Source organism: Nocardia jiangsuensis, from assembly GCF_042650385.1.
Lineage (GTDB): Bacteria > Actinomycetota > Actinomycetes > Mycobacteriales > Mycobacteriaceae > Nocardia > Nocardia jiangsuensis.
In genome coordinates this window covers 951,953-972,843 of the sequence record NZ_JBHSAX010000014.1, presented here as the reverse complement: position 1 = coordinate 972,843, position 20,891 = coordinate 951,953, and the positions used below count along the sequence as shown (strand labels likewise).

Annotated in this window: 19 protein-coding genes; 5 read left to right on the top strand and 14 right to left on the bottom strand. The window is 72.6% G+C overall.

Going from position 1 to position 20,891, the window contains the following annotated elements; translation table 11 throughout:
• Nucleotides 1-212 precede the first annotated feature (212 nt).
• On the top strand, nt 213-2,549 hold the full coding sequence (locus ACFO0B_RS18840) for a DEAD/DEAH box helicase (RefSeq protein ID WP_378613760.1): 2,337 nt from the start codon (nt 213-215) through the stop codon (nt 2,547-2,549).
• A gap of 268 nt (nt 2,550-2,817) precedes the next feature.
• Here the strand turns inward: ACFO0B_RS18840 and ACFO0B_RS18835 are convergent, their stop codons facing one another.
• The 7 genes from ACFO0B_RS18835 to ssd form a co-directional block, all read right to left on the bottom strand.
• The gene (locus tag ACFO0B_RS18835; RefSeq protein WP_378613759.1) at nt 2,818-3,210 is read right to left on the bottom strand and encodes an Rv3654c family TadE-like protein; all 393 of its coding nucleotides are present in this window, start codon (nt 3,208-3,210) and stop codon (nt 2,818-2,820) included.
• On the bottom strand, nt 3,207-3,545 hold the full coding sequence (locus ACFO0B_RS18830) for a TadE family type IV pilus minor pilin (RefSeq protein WP_378613758.1): 339 nt from the start codon (nt 3,543-3,545) through the stop codon (nt 3,207-3,209). The genes ACFO0B_RS18835 and ACFO0B_RS18830 overlap by 4 nt, the downstream gene beginning before the upstream one ends.
• A 5-nt stretch (nt 3,546-3,550) precedes the next feature.
• Nucleotides 3,551-3,754 carry a DUF4244 domain-containing protein gene (locus ACFO0B_RS18825; protein WP_378613757.1) on the bottom strand — a complete coding sequence of 68 codons (204 nt, stop codon included), beginning with the start codon at nt 3,752-3,754 and terminating at the stop codon, nt 3,551-3,553.
• Between the two features lie 57 nt (nt 3,755-3,811).
• Nucleotides 3,812-4,414: a type II secretion system F family protein gene (locus ACFO0B_RS18820; RefSeq protein ID WP_378613756.1), complete on the bottom strand. Its 603-nt coding sequence runs from the start codon at nt 4,412-4,414 to the stop codon at nt 3,812-3,814.
• Nucleotides 4,415-4,493: 79 nt separating this feature from the next.
• Nucleotides 4,494-5,156, bottom strand: a complete 663-nt coding sequence (locus tag ACFO0B_RS18815) for a type II secretion system F family protein (protein ID WP_378613755.1) — start codon at nt 5,154-5,156, stop codon at nt 4,494-4,496.
• 239 nt (nt 5,157-5,395) lie between these two features.
• Nucleotides 5,396-6,595, bottom strand: a complete 1,200-nt coding sequence (locus ACFO0B_RS18810; RefSeq protein WP_378613754.1) for a TadA family conjugal transfer-associated ATPase — start codon at nt 6,593-6,595, stop codon at nt 5,396-5,398.
• Nucleotides 6,592-7,686: a septum site-determining protein Ssd gene (ssd, locus tag ACFO0B_RS18805; protein WP_378613753.1), complete on the bottom strand. Its 1,095-nt coding sequence runs from the start codon at nt 7,684-7,686 to the stop codon at nt 6,592-6,594. Before ssd ends, ACFO0B_RS18810 begins: the two co-directional genes overlap by 4 nt.
• A gap of 418 nt (nt 7,687-8,104) precedes the next feature.
• Between ssd and ACFO0B_RS18800 the strand changes: the two genes are divergently transcribed.
• The gene (locus tag ACFO0B_RS18800) at nt 8,105-8,932 is read left to right on the top strand and encodes an HAD family hydrolase (protein ID WP_378613752.1); all 828 of its coding nucleotides are present in this window, start codon (nt 8,105-8,107) and stop codon (nt 8,930-8,932) included.
• Between the two features lie 371 nt (nt 8,933-9,303).
• On the opposite strand, the gene ACFO0B_RS18795 is transcribed toward ACFO0B_RS18800, so the two are convergent.
• Genes ACFO0B_RS18795 through ACFO0B_RS18775 form a run of 5 tightly spaced genes read right to left on the bottom strand, consistent with a single transcriptional unit; the run spans nt 9,304 to nt 15,183 of the window.
• A complete protein-coding gene (locus ACFO0B_RS18795) occupies nt 9,304-10,053 on the bottom strand; it encodes an oxidoreductase (RefSeq protein ID WP_378613751.1) in 750 nt (249 codons plus the stop codon).
• Between the two features lie 24 nt (nt 10,054-10,077).
• Nucleotides 10,078-11,724, bottom strand: coding sequence for an ABC transporter ATP-binding protein (locus tag ACFO0B_RS18790; RefSeq protein ID WP_378613750.1), 1,647 nt, complete (start codon nt 11,722-11,724; stop codon nt 10,078-10,080).
• Entirely contained in the window at nt 11,721-12,653 is a 933-nt protein-coding gene (locus tag ACFO0B_RS18785) for an ABC transporter permease (RefSeq protein WP_378613749.1), read from the bottom strand. Before ACFO0B_RS18785 ends, ACFO0B_RS18790 begins: the two co-directional genes overlap by 4 nt.
• Complete coding sequence (locus tag ACFO0B_RS18780; RefSeq protein ID WP_378613748.1) at nt 12,646-13,572, bottom strand: ABC transporter permease; 927 nt, start codon at nt 13,570-13,572, stop codon at nt 12,646-12,648. The genes ACFO0B_RS18785 and ACFO0B_RS18780 overlap by 8 nt, the downstream gene beginning before the upstream one ends.
• Nucleotides 13,573-13,578: 6 nt before the next feature.
• Nucleotides 13,579-15,183 (bottom strand): peptide ABC transporter substrate-binding protein, encoded by a 1,605-nt coding sequence (locus tag ACFO0B_RS18775; protein WP_378613747.1) that lies wholly within the window; start codon nt 15,181-15,183, stop codon nt 13,579-13,581.
• A 116-nt stretch (nt 15,184-15,299) separates the two neighbouring features.
• On the opposite strand from ACFO0B_RS18775, the gene acs reads away from it, so the two are divergent.
• From acs to ACFO0B_RS18760, 3 genes are all read left to right on the top strand, one after another.
• Nucleotides 15,300-17,252, top strand: coding sequence for an acetate--CoA ligase (gene acs, locus ACFO0B_RS18770; protein WP_378613746.1), 1,953 nt, complete (start codon nt 15,300-15,302; stop codon nt 17,250-17,252).
• A gap of 165 nt (nt 17,253-17,417) precedes the next feature.
• On the top strand, nt 17,418-17,912 hold the full coding sequence (locus ACFO0B_RS18765) for a phage holin family protein (protein WP_378613745.1): 495 nt from the start codon (nt 17,418-17,420) through the stop codon (nt 17,910-17,912).
• A gap of 17 nt (nt 17,913-17,929) precedes the next feature.
• Nucleotides 17,930-18,865, top strand: coding sequence for an alpha/beta fold hydrolase (locus ACFO0B_RS18760; RefSeq protein ID WP_378613744.1), 936 nt, complete (start codon nt 17,930-17,932; stop codon nt 18,863-18,865).
• Here the strand turns inward: ACFO0B_RS18760 and ACFO0B_RS18755 are convergent.
• Together ACFO0B_RS18755 and ACFO0B_RS18750 are read right to left on the bottom strand one after the other, a co-directional pair.
• Nucleotides 18,862-20,055 carry a MarP family serine protease gene (locus ACFO0B_RS18755; RefSeq protein WP_378613743.1) on the bottom strand — a complete coding sequence of 398 codons (1,194 nt, stop codon included), beginning with the start codon at nt 20,053-20,055 and terminating at the stop codon, nt 18,862-18,864. The two genes, ACFO0B_RS18760 and ACFO0B_RS18755, sit on opposite strands and share 4 nt — an antisense overlap.
• On the bottom strand, nt 20,052-20,816 hold the full coding sequence (locus ACFO0B_RS18750) for an NUDIX hydrolase (RefSeq protein WP_378613742.1): 765 nt from the start codon (nt 20,814-20,816) through the stop codon (nt 20,052-20,054). The genes ACFO0B_RS18755 and ACFO0B_RS18750 overlap by 4 nt, the downstream gene beginning before the upstream one ends.
• Between the last annotated feature and the right edge of the window lie 75 nt (nt 20,817-20,891).

Below are 20,891 nucleotides of genomic sequence, written 5' to 3'. Positions count from 1 at the left end.
ATACTTCAGGTTGGTTTGCTCCGCGATAACCAAGTCCGAGTACAGCAAACGGGCTGTGATGCAGATCGCTCTTTGGTATCGAATACAGCCTCGACGGCACGTCGATACACACTGTTCACAGTGCCGGAGGCCGGAAAGGGCGGTTACGCGTGAGTAGGGAGCAGCCCGCGGCGTCGGCGGTGCCGGAATTGCCGCTGCCCTACGGTCGATCGTTGCTCAACCGTGTTCTGGTCAATAGTCCAGAATTCGACGGGCAGTTGACGCACGTCGCGGAGTTACCCGCGCGGTCCGCGGCGCAGGCTTCGTGGCCGGAATGGGCTCCGGCCGAGGTCATCGCCGCTCTCCGAGAGAGCGGGGTGCCGGAGCCGTGGCGGCATCAGCGGGCGGCGGCGGAGCTTGCGTTCGCCGGCACCGATGTGGTGCTGGCGACCGGCACCGCGTCCGGCAAATCGCTGGCCTACCAATTGCCCGTACTCAGCGCACTGCACGGCGACTCGCGGGCCACCGCGCTGTACCTGGCCCCGACCAAGGCGCTCGGCGCCGACCAGCTGCGCGCGGCGGGGGCGCTCACGCACGCGGGTGCACTGCGCGAGGTGCACCCGGCCACCTACGACGGCGATACGACGCCCGAGATCAGGCGGTGGGTGCGCGCCAACGCCCGCTGGGTCTTCACCAACCCGGACATGCTGCACCTGAGCGTGCTGCGCTCGCATCAGCGCTGGGCCCGGCTGCTGCGCGGCCTGCGCTACGTCGTCGTCGACGAATGCCACGCCTACCGGGGCGTCTTCGGATCGCACGTGGCGCTGGTGCTGCGCAGGCTGCGGCGGCTGGCCGCGCGCTACGGCGCCGACCCGACCTTCGTGCTGTGCTCGGCAACCGCCGCCGACCCGGCGGTCGCGGCGTCCCGGCTGATCGGGCGGGAGTGCGCGGCGGTGACGGAGGACGGCTCGCCGAGCGGGCCGCGCACCATCGCGCTCTGGGAGCCGCCGCTGCTCACCGGCGTGACCGGGGAGAACGGGGCGCCGGTGCGTCGCTCCGCGACCGGCGAGGCCGGTCGCTTCCTCGCCGGCCTGGTGGTGGAGGGCGCGCGCACGCTGGCCTTCGTGCGTTCCCGGCGGGGCGCCGAGGCGACCGCGCTGGAGGCGCGCAGGCTGCTCGCCGCGGTCGATCCGGAGCTGGTCGGGCGGGTGGCGGCGTACCGGGCCGGGTACCTGCCGGAGGATCGCCGGGCGCTGGAGACGGCGCTTTCCGAGGGGGAGCTGCTCGGGGTCGCGACCACGAACGCGCTGGAGCTCGGCGTCGACATCGCTGGGCTCGACGCCGTGGTGATGTCCGGCTTTCCCGGCACGGTCGCCTCCTTCCGGCAGCAGGCCGGGCGCGCGGGGCGGCGCACGCAAGGTGCGCTGGTTCTGCTCGTGGCCAGGGACGATCCGCTCGACACCTACCTGGTGCACCACCCGGAGGCGCTGCTCGGCAAGCCGGTGGAGGCCACCATCACCGACCCGCGCAACCCCTATGTACTCGGCCCGCACCTGCTCTGCGCGGCCTGCGAGCTGCCGCTCACCGAGAACGAGATCGATGCGCTCGACGCCCGCGCCGTAGTCGCCGAACTGGCCGCCGACGGGCTGATCCGGCGGCGACCGGGGCGGAGCGCCGACGAGCCCGCACGCTGGCACGTCACCGCGGGCAGCCAGCCGCACGACGAAGTGGACGTGCGCGGCGGCATCGGCGATCCGGTGGTGATCGTGGACAGCGAGACCGGCAGGCTGCTCGGCACCGCCGACGCCGGAAGGGCGCTGTCCACCCTGCACCCCGGCGCCGTGCACCTGCACCAGGGCGAGACCTTCGAGGTGGAGGAGCTCGACCTGGACGAGGGCGTCGCCTTCGTTCGCGCGGAGGATCCCGGGTGGACCACGCATGCCAGGCAGACGACAGCGATCGAGGTCGTAGCCACCATCGACCAGCGGGTTTCCGGCCGGGTGGTGGCGGCGCTCGCCGAGGTGCGAGTAACCGGCCAGGTCGTCGGCTACCTGCGCACCCTGGCCGACGGCACCGTGCTCGACCTGGTCGAACTCGTCATGCCGGAGCAGATCCTCCCCTCGGTCGCGGTGCTCTACACGGTGACCCCCGCACTGCTGGACGCGGCGGGGATCGCCGACGTTCCCGGCGCGCTGCACGCCGCCGAGCACGCCGCCATCGGCCTGCTGCCACTCATCGCGACCTGTGACCGCTGGGACATCGGCGGGGTCTCGGTGGCCGAGCATCCGGACACCGGGCTGCCGACGGTATTCGTCTACGACGGGCAGCCGGGCGGCGCAGGCTTCGCCGAGCGCGGGTACGCCGCGCTGGAGCGCTGGCTGGCGGCGACCAGGGATCTGATCATCGCCTGTGAGTGCCAGGCCGGGTGTCCGTCCTGCGTGCAGTCGCCGAAATGCGGGAGCGGGAACCATCCGCTGGACAAGGACGGCGCCGCTCGGCTGCTCGGTGCGGTGCTGCGGGAGATCACCGGGGCAACGCCGGTCCGTGACGCCCGCGACGCCGCCTCGTGACCGCTTCGGCGCCGGCGCTGGGTCGAAGCTCCGCCCGGTCGTCCCGAGCGGGCGCCGACCGCCTCCGATGGCGCTCGATGGAATAAAAAGGATTGATTTCAGGTTAACTGGGCTATTGCCACGTCATCTAATCACACCCGCTGGGTTTATTTCGTTCTGTTTCGATTGGTTCTCCGCACATTATCGGAAGCTTCGCATTTCCCGCAGAATCGCGATTAATTCACCGTGATCGCCACGACACCGAGGGTTGCGCAATAGCGCATCGTGATCACTCGATCTTGCCCACCGGACCGGCTCGAGCGGCTGCGCTGGCGATTCGTGCACCGAACAGACCTAGCGGTATTCGCACTTCCGCGACGACGGTCACATCCCATTGATCGGCGGTGCACTCACGCAGCCGGGTGCCCACTCGCCCCGCGAGCTCCTCGGCCGCCGCGCAGCCGGCCACCGGCCCCTCGAGCAGCGCGCCCGCCGCCGCCAGCGCGGCCAGATCGGCGGCGGACTGCACCCGGTGCCTCGCGGCGACGGCCGCGCCGAGTTGGGCGACCATCGCGGTGACCGCCAAGAGGGCGAGGAGGGCGAAGCAGGCGGTCACCGTCGCGCTGCCGCGCTCGCCACGCGCGTTCACGGTGGTCGCGGGCGCCGTGCCGCGCGCGCTCACGGCATTGCTCCCGGCTCGACGGCTGCGACTGCCTCGGCTCGGAGGCGCAGCCCGGGTAGGAGCGGTACCGAGGCCGTGACCTGCGCGATGATCTCGGTGCCGTCGTCGCGCAGCGTGATCCGGGCGCCGGTCGGGGCGACCTGCCGCGCCGCGGCGTCGGCCAGCGACCGGTCGCCGCGGGCGGCGAGACGGGCGGCCTCGCGGGCGGCGTCGACACAGCGGACCTGTGCCGACGCCGCGAGCAGGGCTCCGAGGCAGAGCGTGACGACCGCGACCAGGGTCGCGATCGCGATGGCCGCCTCGACGGTCACGGCACCGCGATCACCTCGGAGCATGGCGGTCAGACCGTCGTCTTCAGTGCCCGGTCGATGATGCCGGTGAGCGCGTCGACGATGTTGTCCCCGGTCACCACGGTGTAGAGCACCGCGCCGAAGGCCGCTGCGGCGATCGTCCCGATTGCGTACTCCACGGTGGACATGCCGTCGTCCGCGCCGAGTGCCCGCCGGAGCCGCTCGTTCAGCCCGGTCCTCTCCGTTTCGGTCATCGCTCTCCCCTTCCTGTCCGGCGGGCGCCCCGCGCGCCCGCTCGTTCCTGTGCCGCCTCACAGCAGCCCGTTTCCGAGAACCCGGCCGGCCAGCCCCAGCACCACCGGCACGATGCCGAGGCAGAGGAAGGCGGGCAGGAAGCAGAGGCCGAGCGGGCCCGCGATCAGCACGCCCGCGCGTTCGGCGCGGGCGGCGGCCGCGTCCTCCACCGCTGCCCTGCGCTGGTCGGCGAGTTCGGTGACGGCGGTGGCGAGTGACGCCCCGGAGCGGGCCGAGCGGCGGGCCAGCCGGGCGAGGGCGTCGATCTCCTCGGCGCCCGGGCGGTTCGCGCACTCGGCGGCGGCGCGCTGCCACGCGGTGCTCGCCTCCGCGCCGAGCGCGAGTAGTTCCGCGGCGCGTCGCAGGGCGGTGGCAACGCCGGGTGGCCCTGTCGGGGCCACGGCACGGGCCGCGTTCGCCAACGGGAGTCCGGCGCGGAGGCAGGCGGCCAGCAGGTCGAAGACGGAGGCAACCGCGAGCGGGTCGGCGGTGCTGTCGGCCTCCGGTTCCGCGCGGGGGCCCGGCGGGCGCAGTCGGCGCACCACCGGGGGCCGCGATGGCACGGCGAGCAGGGCGAGCGCGAGCAGCAGGAAGGGAGTGGGGATGAGCGCGTCGGTCATCCGGCCAGTTCCCGGTGTTCGGTGCCGGTCGGCGGGGCACCCGGCACGGTCGGCGAACTGGCTGGGGTGCGGAGTGCGGTCATGGGAGTACCGATCGGGTGATGGCGTCGGTCCAGAGGAGACCGGCGCAGGCGAAGGTGGCACCGAGGGGTAGGAGGATCGTTCCGGTGCCGGAGCCGAGGAGGACTTCGAGGGGCGCGGCGCCCATGAGGTGGCCTAGAGCGATGCCGAGGACCGGGAGGGCGGCGAGGACCGTGGCGGTGGCTCGAGCACCTGCCAGGGCCGCCGTGGTGCGGCCGCGGAAGCGGTGGCGGGCATGGAGATCGGTGCGGGCGGCGGTGATGAGTTCGGCGAGGGCGAGGCCGTGTTCCTCGGCGATGCGCCATGCGGTGGCGATGCGGGTGAGTTCGGGGGCGATCGGGGAGGTGGGGCGCTCCAGGCCGTCGGCCGCGGAGCCGCCGAGCTTGCTGCGGCCCGCTGCGACGGCGAAGGCCTTGGCGGCCTCGCCGCGGGCGTCGGTGGCGGCGGACTCGGCGGCGGCGCCGGGGTGGGCGCCGACCCGCAGCTCGGCGACGACCAGTTCGAGTGCGTCGAGCAGGTCGGCGGAGCCGATTTCCCGGGTGCGGTCGGTGCGGGAGCGATGAATCCGGAGCAGGACGGTGCACGCCAGAATGCCGGTGGCAATGGCTGCGCCGATGCCGACCAAGGCGGCTGCGGCGGTGGCCAGCAGGCAGGCGGCCACGGGGCGGTGGTCGGCGAGGATGAACCGAAGCCGCTGCGCGGGCCGGCCACCGGCGAGCCGTGCCGAACCGCCGACGCCTATCGGTGAACCACTGCTGTCTGCCCGCGAACCGCCGATGCGGGGCGATGCACCACCGAAGCAGGCCACCGAGGCTCCGATGCCGAGTGATGACAGCCGCCGCCGTGCGGCTGGAGGCGGCACCAGCAGTAGGGCCGCTGCGAGACAGACGAGCCCGGCACTCACGTCCACCACCCGGTGACCCCGCGCTCGGCCAGCAGCGCACTCAGATCCGCGCCGCCCGGTGCGAGCCCACGCTCGGCACTCCACGCCGCCTCGATGGACACCTCGGCATCGCCACTCCGTCGCAGCACCCCGACCTCGCGCAGCCCCCGCGACCCGTCGGCGCGCCGGTGCACGTGCAGTACCACCTGGACCGCGGCAGCGAGCTGGCTGTGCAGGGCGGCGCGGCCCATGCCGCCGAGTGCGGCGAGCGCCTCGAGGCGGGCAGGCACCTCACGCGGCGAGTTGGCGTGCACGGTGCCCGCTCCCCCGTCGTGCCCGGTGTTGAGCGCGGTCAGCAGGTCGATGACCTCGGCGCCGCGCACCTCGCCGACGACGATCCGATCGGGGCGCATGCGCAGCGCCTGGCGCACGAGGTCGCGCACCGTCACCGCTCCCGCGCCCTCCACATTGGCGGGGCGGGCGACGAGCCGGACCACGTGCGGGTGCGGCGGGGCGAGTTCGGCCGCGTCCTCGACGCAGATGATCCGTTCGCTCCGCGCCACCGTGGCGAGCAGCCCGGAGAGCAGGGTCGTCTTCCCTGCGCCGGTGCCGCCGACGACCAGGAAGGCCAGCCGCGCCCTGATGATCGCGGTGAGCAGTTCCCGTGCCTCGGGCGCGACGGCGCCTGCCCGGGTGAGCGCGTCGAGCCCCTGGGTGGCCGGGCGCAGCACGCGCAGCGACAGGCAGGTGCCGCCGTGCGCAACCGGAGCGAGCACGGCATGCAGCCGGACCCCGAAGGTGGTGCCGATTCCGGCCTCGTGGCCGGGGAGCTTGCCGTCGACCCACGGCTGCGCGTCATCGAGGCGGCGACCGGCGGCGAGCGCGAGCCGCTGCGCCAGCCTGCGCACCGCCGCTTCGTCCGGGAAGGTGACGCTGGTTCGCTCCAGCCCGCCGCCGCGGTCGATCCACACCGCTCCGGGGCCGGTGACCAGCACGTCGGCAACGGCCGGATCGTGCAGCAGCGGCTCGAGCGCGCCCGCGCCGGTCATCTCGGTCTGCAGCAGTCGCAGAGCGCGCAGCAGGTCGGTATCGCCGAGGACGCCGCCCGCCTCGGCCCTGATGGCGGCGGCGAGCTGCTCCGGCTCCGGTGGGCCGGTACCGGTGGCGAGCCGCTCCCTGACCCGGTCGAGCAGTTCGGCGGTGACGAGGGCGCTCATCGGCCGCTCCGTTCGCCGAGCACGGCGAGGATGGCGTCGGCCGCCCTGGTGAGCGGGGTGCGGCGACCGAGGCCGAGCCCGCCGCGTTCCAGCCGTCCGGCAAGCCCCGGCTCGGCGCGGACCGCGGCGAGCAGCGGGAGGTCGAGGGCAGCGGCGATCTCGGCGCCGCGCAGATTGCCCGGTGCCGGGCCGCGGATCACCAACCCCTGGTTCGGGTTCCGGCTGCGGATGGTGGTCGCGACGGCGGCCGCCGCGGCGAGTGCCCGCAACCGCGCGGGAACCACGAGGACGACGAGATCGGCGGCGTCCAGCATCTGCTCGGCATGTGGCCCGCGCTCGCCGGATATGTCGCAGATCACGAGATCGCCTGCGGCGCGGCCCGCTTCGACGACGGCATGGCTCGCGGCGGGGCCGATCGGGGCGGGCAACTTCCCGGCAGCGGGCCGGGCGCAGGAGAGCACGGCGAGGCCGGGTGCGGCGCTCGGCAGGGCGTGGTGCAGCGCGCTCGCGGCGACCCGCCCGTCTTCGATGGCGAGGTCGGCCCAGCGCGGTCCGGCCGCGGTTTCGATACCGAGCAGCAGGTCGAGGCCGCCGCCGAGCGGTGCGCCGTCGACCAGGACGGTGTGCCCGCGGAACCGCCGCGCGGCGGCGCGCAGGGCGGTGGCGGCGGCGAGGGTGGAGGCGCCGGCCCCGCCGACCCCGCCCGCGAGCGCGACGACGACACCGTCGCCGGCGCGCGGCTCTGCGTGTTCAGCAAACTTCTGTACCAGTTCGACGGCCGCACCGGGCAGCGCGACCACCCGCTCGGCCCCGACGGCCGCGGCGGCCTGCCAGTCCGGCAGCTCCGGCTCACCCGCGGTGACCAGGACGACGCCGACCCGCCGCGGGTGCCCGGCCCCCGCGCAGCCGGTGGCCGCGGCGGTGTCGAGCACGACGAGCGGGGCTGCGCTCCAGGCATGTCGGCCGACCGGCGGCGTCAGCTCGGTGAGCGGCCGCTGGGCGGCTGCCGCGACCCGGCGCACCTCGGCGCGCAGGGCGCTCTCGGCCACCAGTGCAAGGGCGGGGGCGCCACCACCGTTCTCGGTATCCATGCAGTTCAGCGTGGTGGTACCGAGAAGATCGCAACAGCCCCCGCCAACCGGATGTGGACAACTCCGAGCCTGTGGACAACTCACCGGCCGCCGCGCCGCGGAACCCTCGGGAGACCGGGTCACCCGGCTGGAAATAGAGGACGGCCCCAGCCGGGGGGGGAGGAGGCTGGGGCCGTCGGGGTTCAGCCCCGGGGGGTCGGGCTGAACACGCCTGGAACGAATCCCAGGTACTGGCCATACTACACCTACGATCGGCGTCGGACGCAAGTCCGACGTGCCACATTCTCCGCCGCCGTGTCGCCCCGTGAGCGGGCCGGGAGCCGCCCACACGTGACCGTTCGACGACTCGGCAAACCCGCAGCGACAACCGCCGCGCGCGGACCGGCACACTCGCGGCCCGCATGCCTATCCTGGACCGATGACGGCCGACGAACCCGCCCCGCGGAACGAGCCCCCGGATCGGGCCGGGCACGTGGCCGCGTTCTTCGATCTGGACAAGACGGTGATCGCCAAGTCCAGCACGTTCGTGTTCAGCAAGCCGTTCTACGCGCAGGGGCTGCTGAACCGGCGCTCGGTGCTGGAGAGCAGCTACGCGCACTTCTTCTTCCAGCTCTCCGGCGCGGACCACGACCAGATGGAGCGCATGCGCGCGCACCTGACCAGTATGTGCGCGGGCTGGGACGTGGAGCAGGTCAAATCCATTGTGGCGGAGACGCTGCACGAGCTGGTCGAACCGCTGATCTACGCCGAGGCGATGGATCTGATCGCCGATCACCGCATCCGCGGGCACGACGTGGTGATCGTCTCGGCCTCCGGCGAGGAGATCGTGGCGCCGATCGCGGCGGCGCTCGGCGCCGACCACGTGGCGGCGACCCGGATGGTGGTCGCGGACGGCCACTACACCGGCGAGCTGGACTTCTACTGCTACGGCCCCGGCAAGGTGGCCGCGATCGAAAAGCTGGCCACCGACAAGGGTTACGACCTGGCGCGCAGCTACGCCTACTCGGATTCGGTGACCGATCTGCCGATGCTGAGCGCGGTCGGGCACCCGACGGCGGTGAACCCGGACCGCGCGCTGCGCCGGGAGGCGACGGCGCGCGGCTGGCCGGTGCTGACCTTCTCGAACCCGGTGTCGCTGTGGTCGCGCTTCCCGAGCTCGTCCTCGACGGTGGCGGCCACCGCGGTGGTCGGGCTCGGCGCGCTGGTGGCCGGCGCGATCAGCTACCGGCTGCTGCGCAAGCGGTAGAAACAGTCCGGCAAATCCACCGGTCGAAGCCCTTGATGTGAGGGCGGTCACAATGTAAGAATGGGTGCCACGGGAAGGCGGAAGGCCAGGGCGGAGCCGGAAGAGAAGGCTCAGTCTCCCGACCTTCTTCCCCAGCACGGACGCCAGGTACCCACGCGGAGCGCGCCGCGAAAGGGCAGAAGCGTTGTGGGCCTGCGGGTTCCGGATTGGTGGCGGCGATGGCCTCGCACAGGTTGCGGGGATGAACCGCCGGAGTCCGGTCCATCCGCCGAGGCCGGAGAACACAACCCACCGAGCACGCTTGGTAGCCCGGTGATCCGTGCTCGCGGGCGGTGAGTCGATGACGACGCACCGCCCGCAGTGGTGTCCGGCTACTGAGTGGCAGCCGCGTCCGCGATCGAGGTCGCCTCGCGCGCGCCGTCTTCCAGTCCACCGCAGCAGAAGATGACCCAGCCGCCGACGGCCTCCGGCTCGCCCGAGCCGAAGCCGGCGGCGGCATCCGGGTAGGCCTGCCCGCGGCGCAGCCAGAACACCTCGGGCACGCCGAGCGCATGCGGGTCGAGGCCGCTGGACACGGTGACCAGCCGGGCCGCGGCCCTGGCCACCACCCCGTCGGCGGTGCCGAAGGGGCGCAGCGCGAGCAGCTCGCCGTGCACCACTGCGGCGATCACCGGCGCGGGGGCGGTGGAGGTCAGCGCGATCTGGGCAAGCAGGTCGAGCCGCCCGGCGACCCCGGCGTCGGCGCGCGGGCGGCCGAGCGCCGCCTCCTCGGTCAGGTCGGCGGCGGCGAGCAGGTGCAGCCGGGCCAGCGCCTGCAGGGGCGCGCGCTGCCAGACGCCCGTCAGATTGCGCAGCGCGTCGCCGTCCAGCGCCTGCCCGACCCGCAGCGCGCCGGCCAGGATCGGGTCGTCGACCCTGCCGTCCACGCTGGGCAGGCCGGTGCTGCCGCCGTCGATGGCGGCCGACGAGCGAGCGGCGCGCACGGCCGCCTCGGCGGCGGTGGTCGGCCAGCCGCGCCGGTTGGTCTTGTGCCGGTGCACCGCGGCGAGGGCGTCGCGGGCGCGGTCGGCGGCCGCGCGGACGCCGGGCAGGTCGACGAGGGGCTGCAGCGGGTCGGTCACGGGATACGAGGCTACCGGCGGCGCTCAGCCCACCCGCAGCTCCCGGCCGGGGATGGCGTCGAGCAGCGCCCTGGTGTACTCCTCGCGCGGGTTCTCGAAGACCTCGGCGGCGCTCGCCTCCTCCACCACCCGGCCGTCCCGCATGACCAGCACGTGATCCGCGATCCGCCGGACGACGGCGAGGTCGTGCGAGATGAACAGGTAACTGAGCCCGAGCTCGGCCTGCAGTTCATCGAGCAGCTCCAGGATCTGCGCCTGGACCAGCACGTCCAGCGCGGAAACGGCCTCGTCGCAGACCACCAGCTCGGGCGAGAGCGCGAGCGCGCGGGCGATGGCAACCCGCTGACGCTGCCCGCCGGAGAGCTCGTGCGGGTAGCGGCGCAGCACGTCGGCGGGGAGCGCCACCCGCTCGACCAGGTCGCGGACCCGCTCCGCGCGCTCGGCCGGGGTGCCGACGCGGTGCGTGCGCAGCGGCTCCTCGATCGCCCGCGCGATGGTGAAGAGCGGGTCGAGCGAGCCGTACGGGTTCTGGAACACCGGCTGCACCCGGCGCCGGAAGTCCAGCTCGGCGGCGCGGTCGAGTCCGGTGACCGGACGGCCGTCGAAGGTCACGCTGCCCGAGGTCGGCGCGAGCAGACCGAGCACCAGGCGCGCGAGCGTGGACTTGCCGGAGCCGGATTCGCCGACCACCGCGGTGGTGGTACCGCGCGCGACGCGGAAGGAGACGTCGTTCACCGCGTGCAGCGGTTCGGACCGCCACGGCACCCGGCCGCGCAGCGGGAAGGTCTTGACCAAGTGCTCCGCCACCACCACGTGGTCGGGCGGCTCCGCGGAATCCGCCCCGGCCAGCACCGCGGCGCGTTCCCGCCGCACCGCACCGCGCCCACTCGCCAGCGCGGGCGCCGCGGCCACCAGCCTGCGCGTGTACGGGTGCTGCGGCTCGCGCAGGATGCGCTGCGCCGGGCCGGATTCCACCACCCGGCCGCGGTACATGACCGCGACGTGCTCGGCGCGCTCGGCGGCCAGCCCGAGGTCGTGCGTGATGAGCAGCACCGCGGTGCCGAGTTCGCCGGTGAGCCGGTCCAGGTGGTCGAGGAGCTGCCGCTGCACCGTGACGTCGAGCGCCGAGGTCGGCTCGTCGGCGATCAGCAGTTTCGGGCGGCAGGCCAGCGCCATGGCGATCAGCGCGCGCTGCCGCATGCCGCCGGAGAACTCGTGCGGGTACTGCCCGGCCCGGCGCGCGGCGTCCGGCAGCCCGGCCTCGGCGAGCAGCTCGACGGCCCGCTCGCGGGCGGCCTTCCCCGTGGCGATGCCGTTCGCGGTCAGCGTTTCACGAATCTGGAAGCCGACCTTCCACACCGGATTCAGGTTGGTCATCGGGTCCTGCGGCACCAGCCCGATCCCGGTGCCGCGAATTCCGACGATCGCGCGCTTCGAGGCGGTGGTGAGCTCGGTGCCGTCGAACTCGATCGAGCCGCCGGTCACCCGGCCGGTGCCGGGCAGCAGGTCGATGACGGCGTGCGCGGTGGTCGACTTGCCCGAGCCGGACTCGCCGACCAGCGCGACCGTCTGCCCGGGGTACACCGCGAGGTTCACCCCGCGCACCGCGGACGTCGTGCCGAAATCGACGTCCAGGCCGGAGAGCCGCAGCAGCGGCCGGTCGCCGGTCATCGCACCCGCGCCCGCGGATCGAGCGCGTCGCGCACCGCGTCGCCGAGCATGATGAAGCTCAGCACCGTGACGGCCAGCGCGGTGGCCGGGTAGAACAGGATCGGCGCGGTCCGGATCTCGCGCTGCCCGGTGGCGATGTCGCCGCCCCAGGAGACGATGGTGCGCGGCAGCCCGACGCCGAGGTAGGAGAGCGTCGCCTCGGTGACGACGAAGACGCCGAGCCACAGCGTCGTCACCACGATGAGCGGGCCCGCCGCGTTCGGCAGCACGTGCCGGAGCAGCACCCGGAGCCGGGTGACACCGAGCGCCTCGGCCGCCGTGACGTACTCGCTGTTCTTCGCCTCCAGCACCGCGCCGCGGGCGATCCGCGCCGCCTGTGGCCAGGTGAAGGCGGCCAGGATCAGGATCACCGTCCAGACCGTGCGCTGGGTGAGCAGCTGCATGAGCACGATGGCGGCCAGCATGAGCGGCAGCGCGTAGAAGATCTCCGCGATCCGGGAGACGATCGAGTCCAGCCGGCCGCCGAAGAATCCGGCCAGCGCGCCGAGCGTGCCGCCGATCGCGACGAAGAGCAGCGTCGCGCCGAGCCCGGTGAGCACCGAGGCCCGCGCGCCGTAGACCGTGCGGGCGAAGATGTCGCAGCCCTGCCGGTCGAAGCCGAAGGGGTGGCCCGGCCCGCGCGGGTCCATGCTGAAGTCGCCGTTGCAATACCGCGGATCCTGGTCGGTGAAGAGCTGCGGGAAGGCCGCCACCAGCACGACGAGCACGATCAGCACCGCGGCGGCCAGGAAGACCGGGTTGCGCCGCAGCCTGCGCCAGGCGTCCAGCCAGACGCTGGTCGGCCCGCCGGCGAGCCGCACCCCGTCGGTGACAACCGGTTCGTCGTCGACGGGCGCGACGAAGTACTCCTGGCCGGGCCGTTCAGGCATAGCGGATCCTCGGGTCGAGCGCGGCGTAGAGCAGGTCGACCAGCAGGTTGGTGAGCAGGAAGATCACGATCAGCACGGTCACGAAGGAGACCACCGTCGGCGGCTCGACCCGGGTGATGGCCTGGTAGAGCGTGCCGCCGACGCCGGGGATGTTGAAGATCCCCTCGGTGACGATCGCGCCGCCCATCAGCGCCCCCAGGTCGGTGCCGAGGAAGGTGACCACCGGGATCATGGAGTTGCGCAGGATGTGCACGGTGACGACGCGCCGCCGGGAGAGCCCCTTGGCGGTCGCGGTGCGCACGTGGTCGGCGATCATGTTCTCCGCCACCGCGTTCCTGGTCAGCCGGAGCACGTAGGCGAAGGAGAGTGAGCCGAGCACGATGGCCGGGACCAGCAGTTCGCCGAGGCTCGCCCGGCCGGAGACGGTGACCGGCGCGATCCCCCACTTCACCCCGAGCAGGAACTGGGCGAGGAAGCCGAGCACGAAGACCGGGACCGCGATCACCACCAGGCTCGCCACCAGCAGCGTCGAGTCGAAGAGTCGGCCCCGGCGCAGCCCGGCGACGAGCCCGAACAGCACCCCGAAGACGCCCTCGATCAGCACCGCGAGGAAGGCGAGGCGCAGCGTGACCGGGAAGGCTCGGGCCAGCTCCTCGCTGACCGGCCGCCCGGAGAACGAGGTGCCGAGGTCGAAGGTGACGATCCCCTTCAGGTAGAGCAGGTACTGCACCAGGAACGGCTGGTCCAGGTGGTAGCGGGCGCGCAGCTGCGCCTCCACCGCGGGGGTGAGCGGCTTCTCCCCGGCCAGCGCCTGGATCGGGTTGCCCGGGATCAGGAAGACCAGGGCGTAGACCAGCAGGGTGGCGCCGAGGAAAACCGGGATCATCTGCAGCAGCCGCCGCGCGACGTACCAGCCCATGCGCGGTTACTTCTCGATGTTCTCGAAGTCGAAGAGCCCGTTCCAGGCCAGCTCGGCCCGCTGCACCCGATCCGACCGCCCGGCCGCCGCCACGTAGTCGAAGACCGGGATGTCGGCCATGTCCCTGATCAGCAGGGCCTGTGCCTGCGCGATGATCCGGTGCGACTCGTCCTGGGTTGGCGCGGCCAGCGCGGCGTCGAGCAGCCGGTCGAGCTCGGGGTTGGCGTAGTCGACGTTGTTGGTCTCGGAGTAGCTGTAGTACTGCGAGGTCAGGAACTGCAGCATGGACGGGTAGTCGCCCTGCCAGCCGTAGCGGAAGGCGGTGCCGATGGTGCCCGCGTTCACCTCGTCGCGCACGTTCTTGAAGGTGGGCAGCGCGCGGCCGACCGCTTCGATGCCGAGCGTGTTCTTGACGCTGTTCGCCACGGCGTCGATCCAGGCCTGGTGCCCGCCGTCGCTGTTGTAGGTGATCTCGTATCGGCCGGACCACGGCGCGATGGCGTCGGCCTGCGCCCAGACCCGGCGCGCCTCCTCCGGGTTGTACCGGAAGACCTCGGCGCCGGGCAGGTTGCCGTCGAAGCCGGGCAGCGTGCTCGCGGTGAAATCGCGGGCCGGGATCCTGGTGCCGTTGAAGATGTTCTGCGCGATCTGCTCGCGGTTGATCGCCATGGAGATGGCCCTGCGGCGCAGCAGCCCCTCTTCGCCGCCGAAGTGCGGCACCGTGGTCTGCACGCCGATGTGTTGGTTCTGCGCGGTGGGTTTGGTGATCGCGCGGTCGCCGAGATCCTGCTGGTAGGTGCCGAGCGCGCTGTCCGGCACGGTGTCGAGCGCGTCCAGGTTGCCCGCCTGCAGGTCGGCGTAGGCGGTGTCGAAGGACTGGTACATGACGAAACGCAGGCCCTTGTTCTTCGCCGGCCTGCCGCCCGGATAGCCGGGGTTCGGCTTCAGGTCGATCTGCACGTTGTGCTGCCAGGCACCGGTGTCGCTGAACATGTACGGGCCGTTGCCGATCGGGTTCTCACCGAACGCCCGCATGTCCCGGAATGCCGCCTCGGGCAGCGGGTAGAAGGGGGCGTAGCCGAGCTGGGACTCGAAGTCGATCGACGGCTGCTTCAGCTCGACGGTGAAGGTGCGGTCGTCCACCACCTTCAGCCCGGCCATGGTGGTCTGCGTCGGGTTCTCGGCGGCCACCTCGTCGAATCCGACAATCGGGGTGAAGACGTAGTTCTGCAGCTGGGCATTGGTGCTCAGCGCGCCGTAGTTCCAGGCGTCGACGAAGGACTTCGCGGTGACCGGGGTGCCGTCGGTGAAGGTCCAGTCCGGCTTCAGGGTGATCCGGTAGCTGCGCCGGTCGGCGGTCTCGATGGACTGCGCCAGCTCGTCGTGCGCCTCGCCGTCGGCGTCGTAGTACTTGAGCCCGGCGAAGAGCCGGTCGACGACGCGGCCGCCCTGGTTCTCGTTGGTGTTCGTCGGGACCAGCGGGTTCTGCGGCTCACCGCCGTTGACGGTGACGAACTCGGTGTCCGGCGAGCCGGTGGAGCAGGCGGTGGCGCCGAGCCCGAGCGCGAGCACGCCTGCGGCCAGCAGGGCGGTGATTCGTATCGATCGCAACGCATCTCCCCGTTTCGCGAAGATCGAGAACTTGGTCAGGGACAGTATCGACACGGGCCACGCTTGTCAGGGCAACTACTGTCGACGCCGAGCGAATTACGGAAGGGCGAGACGAGATGACCGAGAATCCCGAACACCAGGCTTCCTACGCACCGTCCGCGGAGTTCGCGGCCGCGGCCAACGCGGGCGCCGAGCTCGCCGAGCTGGCGGCGGCGGACCGGCTCGCCTTCTGGGCCGAACAGGCCGACCGGCTGCACTGGGAGCAGAGGTGGACCGACGTGCTCGACTGGTCCGGCGCGCCGGTGGCCAGGTGGTTCGTCGGGGGCAGGCTCAACGTCGCCTACAACTGTGTCGACCGGCACGTCGACGACGGCCACGGCGAGCAGGTCGCCATCCACTGGGAGGGCGAGCCGGGCGATTCCCGCGACATCACCTACGCGGAGCTGCGCGACGAGGTGAGCCGGGCGGCCAACTACCTCACCGAGCTCGGGCTGGAGGCGGGCGACCGGGTCGCCATCTACATGCCGATGATCCCCGAGGCGATCGTGGCCATTCTGGCCAGTGCCCGGCTCGGGCTGACCCACTCGGTGGTCTTCGCCGGCTTCTCCCCCTCCGCGCTGCGGCAGCGCGTCGACGATGCCAGCGCGCGGCTGGTGATCACCACCGACGGGCAGTGGCGGCGCGGCAAGGCGGCCCCGCTCAAGGAGGCCGTCGACGAGGCGCTGTACGCGAACGGCGATGTGCCGCACAGCGTCGAGCACGTGCTGGTGGTGCGGCGCACCGGCATCGAGGTGCCGTGGACCGATGGCCGCGACCTGTGGTGGCACGAGACCGTCGCCAACGCCGATCCGCACCACGAGCCGCGGGCCTTCGACGCCGAGCACCCGCTCTTCATCCTCTACACCTCAGGCACCACCGGGAAGCCGAAGGGCATCCTGCACACCAGCGGCGGCTACCTCACCCAGGCCGCCTACACCCACCACTACGTCTTCGACCACAAGCCGGGGCAGGACGTCTACTGGTGCACGGCCGACATCGGCTGGGTCACCGGGCACAGCTACATCGTCTACGGGCCGCTGGCGAACCGGGCCACGCAGGTGGTCTACGAGGGCACACCGAACTTCCCGGACGAGCACCGGCACTGGCAGATCGTGGAGAAGTACGGCGTCAGCATCTACTACACCGCGCCGACGCTCATCCGCACCTTCATGAAGTGGGGCAGGCAGATCCCGGACGCGCACGACCTGAGCTCGCTGCGCGTGCTCGGCAGCGTCGGCGAGCCGATCAACCCCGAGGCCTGGCGCTGGTACCGCACGGTGATCGGCAGCGGGAAGACCCCGATCGTCGACACCTGGTGGCAGACCGAGACCGGCGCGATCATGATCTCGCCGCTGCCCGGCGTCACCGCCGCCAAGCCGGGCGCCGCGCAGACCCCGCTGCCGGGGGTCTCGGCGCAGGTGGTGGACGAGGAGGGCAACCCGGTCGTGCTCGGCGAGACCGAGGCCAACGGCTACCTGGTGCTGGACCAGCCGTGGCCGTCCATGCTGCGCGGGGTGTGGGGCGACGACGAGCGTTTCCGCGAGACCTACTGGGCCAGGTACGCCGATCGGGGCTGGTACTTCGCCGGCGACGGCGCCCGGCTCGACCCGGACGGCGACCTCTGGGTGCTCGGCCGGGTGGACGACGTCATGAACGTCTCCGGGCACCGGATCTCCACCGCCGAGGTGGAATCCGCGCTGGTCGGGCACTCCGGCGTGGCCGAAGCGGCCGTGGTCGGCGCCACCGACGAGACCACCGGGCAGGGCATCGTCGCCTTCGTCATCCTCACCGCGACCACCGAGAACACCGGGGACGCGCTGGTGAACGAGCTCAAGGCGGAGGTCTCGCGGGAGATCAGCCCGATCGCGCGGCCGCGCGAGATCCACGTGGTGCCCGAGCTGCCGAAGACCCGCAGCGGCAAGATCATGCGCAGGCTGCTGCGCGACGTCGCCGAGGGCAGGGAGCTGGGCGACACCAGCACCCTGGTCGACCCGTCGGTGTTCGAACAGATCCGGGCGGACAAAGCCTGAGGCCGCCGACCGGCCCGGAGCGACGTCAGCGACGGCGCTCCCGGGTTCGGCGCTAGTGTTGCCGCGTGAGCGTGTCCATTCGCGCGCCGGGGAACCGGTGCGCTGGAATGAGAGAACGCGGGTATGAGTACAGCGAGAGCCGGGACAGGGAGAAGGGTCGACCAAGTGAGCTTCACACAGGGCGGTAACGGAAACGACGCGCAGCGCGGCCGGTCGGTCACCGCCATCCCGCTCTCCGACGCCGACCCGGTCGGCTCGGCCAGCTTCGGCAGCCTGGTGCGCGATGCCACCGAGCAGATGTCGACGCTGGTTCGCGCCGAGGTCGAGCTCGCGAAGGCCGAGGTGACGGCGGAGGTCAAGAAGGGGCTGCAGGGCAGCGTCTTCTTCATCCTCGCGCTCACCGTGCTGCTGTTCAGCACCTTCTTCTTCTTCTTCTTCGTCGGCGAGCTGCTCGATGTCTGGCTGGCACGCTGGGCCGCCTTCCTCATCGTCTTCCTGGTAATGGTGCTGGCGACGGCGGTGCTCGCACTGCTCGGCTATCTGCGGGTGAAGAAGCTGCGGGCGCCGGAGAAGACCATCGACTCGCTGAAGCAGGCCAAGACCGTGCTGCCGGGCGGGCTCGGCGCGAGCCACGACGAGCCGAAGGCGCTCCGCTCCTGACCGACTAGGCTTTCGGCGTGTCGGCGACCTTCCCCCCTGATCCGTCCAGCGTCCGCTACGCGGGCCCGTGGACGCACCGGGACGTCCGCGCCAACGGCATCCGCCTGCACATCGTGGAGGCGGCGCCGGAGCGGGTCGATGCCCCGCTGGTGCTGCTGCTGCACGGCTTCGCCGATTTCTGGTGGTCGTGGCGGCATCAGCTGACCGCGCTCGCCGACCTCGGGTACCGCCCGATCGCGGTCGACCTGCGCGGCTACGGCGACTCCGACAAGCCGCCGCGCGGCTACGACGGCTGGACCACCGCCGGCGATATCGCCGGGCTGATCCGCGCGCTCGGGCACACCGACGCGACCCTGGTCGGACACGCCGACGGCGGGCTCGGCTGCTGGACGACGGCGGTGCTGCACCCCCGGCTGGTGCGCTCGATCGCGCTGGTCGGGTCGCCGCACCCGGCCGCGCTCAAGCGCTCGGTGCTGCGCGACCGCAGGCAGCGGCGGCTCTGGCTGCCCGCCTTCCTGCGCTACCAGATTCCGCGCTACCCGGAGCACCTGCTCACCAAAGACGACGGCGCGACGGCGGAGCGGCTGCTGCGCACGCGCGCGGGCGCCGCGTTCACCGCGGGGCCGGAGTTCGCCGACACCGCCGAGCGGCTGCGCAACGCCATCCGGATCCCCGGCACCGCGCACTGCGCGCTGGAGTACCAGCGCTGGGCCTTCCGCAGCCAGTGGCGGCCGGACGGGCGGCGGTTCATGGCGACCATGCGCGAGCCGGTCCGGATTCCGGTGCTCGCGCTGCGCGGCGAGCACGACCCGTACATCCTGCCCGCCACCTTCCACCGCGGGCGCGCGCTCGCGCCCGAGCGGCGGCTGGTCTCGGTGCCGCGCGCCGGACACTACGCGCACCAGGAGAACCCGGAGTTCGTCACCGCCGAACTGGCCAAGTTGCTCGGTTAGCTCAGGACGCAGGCGCCGGTGTCGACCGGGCTCGCCACCGTCGGCGCGGCGGCCAGCTCGTCGGCGACCTCGTCCAGGGTGAGCACGTAGCCGGTGTCGTCGTCGGTCACCGCGGCGCCGAAGACGATGCCGAGCACCTGCCCCCTGGCATCGACCAGCGGCCCGCCGGAGTTGCCCGCGCGCACCTGCCCGCGCACCGTGTACACCTCGCGCTCCACCGTGCCGTTCCGGTAGATGGTCGGGCCGGTGAGATCGAGCGTCTCCCTGACCCGTGCCGCGCTGGCCGTGTACGGCCCACCACCGGGATAGCCGAGCACGATCGCGCTGTCCCCCGGCCGCGCGGCGCTCGGGGCCTGCGGGACCACCGGTGCCTGCAGTCCTGGCACCCGGAGCACCGCGGCATCCTTGGACGGGTCGAAGAGCACCACCTCGGCGTCGATCGGCCCGCGCGGCGTGTCCACCGCGACACTGGTGGTGCCCGCGACGACGTGCGCGTTGGTCATCACCCGCTCCGGCGCGATCACGAACCCGGACCCCTCCAGCGCCCGCTGGCAGCTCGGAGCCACCCCGCGAATGCGGAGCACGCTCTGCTGCAGCGAGGCCGCGACCGGGCCGGCGAGCACCCCGGCGTCCGGCGGCTCGACGGCCGCGATCGGGGTGCGGCCGAAGGGGCCGATCACGTCGGGCAGGCCGGAGGTGTTGAGCAGCTGGGAGAACTCGTTGGGCAGCTTGCGCAGCCAATTCGGCGCGACCTGGTTCACGTCGGCGAGCACCCGGGAGCCGTTGATCGCGGTCGCGACGGCCGGCTGCGACGAGGTGGCCAGCGGCAGCGCCAGCAGCCAGGCCGTCACCAGCACGGCGACCGCCTGCAGCACCGCGCCGACCGCGCTGTCCACCCCGCGCGCGACCGGGTTGTGCATCCCGCTGCGCGCGGCCCGGCCGAGCACCATGCCCGCGACCTCACCGACGATCACCAGCACCACGATGAGCAGTACGCCTGCGAGCACCCGCGCTTTTCCCTCGTCCACGTGCAGCAGCAGGTGCGGCGCGATCAGGATGCCAGCCACCGCGCCGAGCACGACGCCGAGGAAGGCGAGCGCGGAGGAGACCGCGCCCTGCCGCCAGCCGGACGAGGCGGCGAGCAGCGCGAGCAGCAGAACGGCCAGATCGAGCCAGCCCGACGGACTCACAGCTCCATCCCCACGCTGGCGAGCGCGGCCCCCAGGTCGCGCACGTCGGAGCGGTCCCACTCCAGCTCCCAGCCCGCCGAGCTGATCAGCCCGGCCAGGATGCCGCCGGTCAATCCCCACACCAGCATGTTGTCCACCAGGAAAGCGGGGCTCTTGTAACCGAGCCCGCTGCGGACCAGGAACCGGTTCGCCGGGTCGAGCAGCTCGGCCATCGGCACCCGGACCACCCGCTCGGTCTCGCTGCGGTCGACAACGCCGACCGGGCTCGGCTCGCGCCAGTAGGCGACCACCGGGGTCACGTCGAAGCGCGAGGGCGGCACGAAGAGCGCGGGCAGCAGGGCGAGCGGGGCGACGCCGGAGGGGACCAGCCCCGTCTCCTCCTCGGCCTCGCGCAGCGCGGTGTGGACCAGCCCGGAATCGCCGGGGTCGACGCCGCCGCCGGGGAAGGCGATCTGGCCGCGGTGCTGCCGCATGGTCGCGGCGCGCTGGGTGAGCAGCACGTCGGCGTCCGCGGGCAGGCCGCCGGGGGCGGCCGGGTCCGGCTCGGGCGAGCCGGCGAAGAGCACGAGTACGGCGGCCTGGCGCGGCTTGCCGGTGATGGTCATGGCGCGGCGCAGGGTGCGGGCCAGGCTCAGGGTGTCGCCGGAGTCGGGCGCGGGCGGGCCGGCGATGGCGCGCAGCCACTCCGGCGCCGCGGCGGGGTCCGGGTCGGGCGCGATGAAACCCTGGTTGTCCGGCGATCCGGACGCGGGCACGCTCATGGGACCACCTGTACCAGCACAACCCGTGCCGACCCGGCCATTCCCGGTGTCATACCGTGTCCATCGGGCATGACC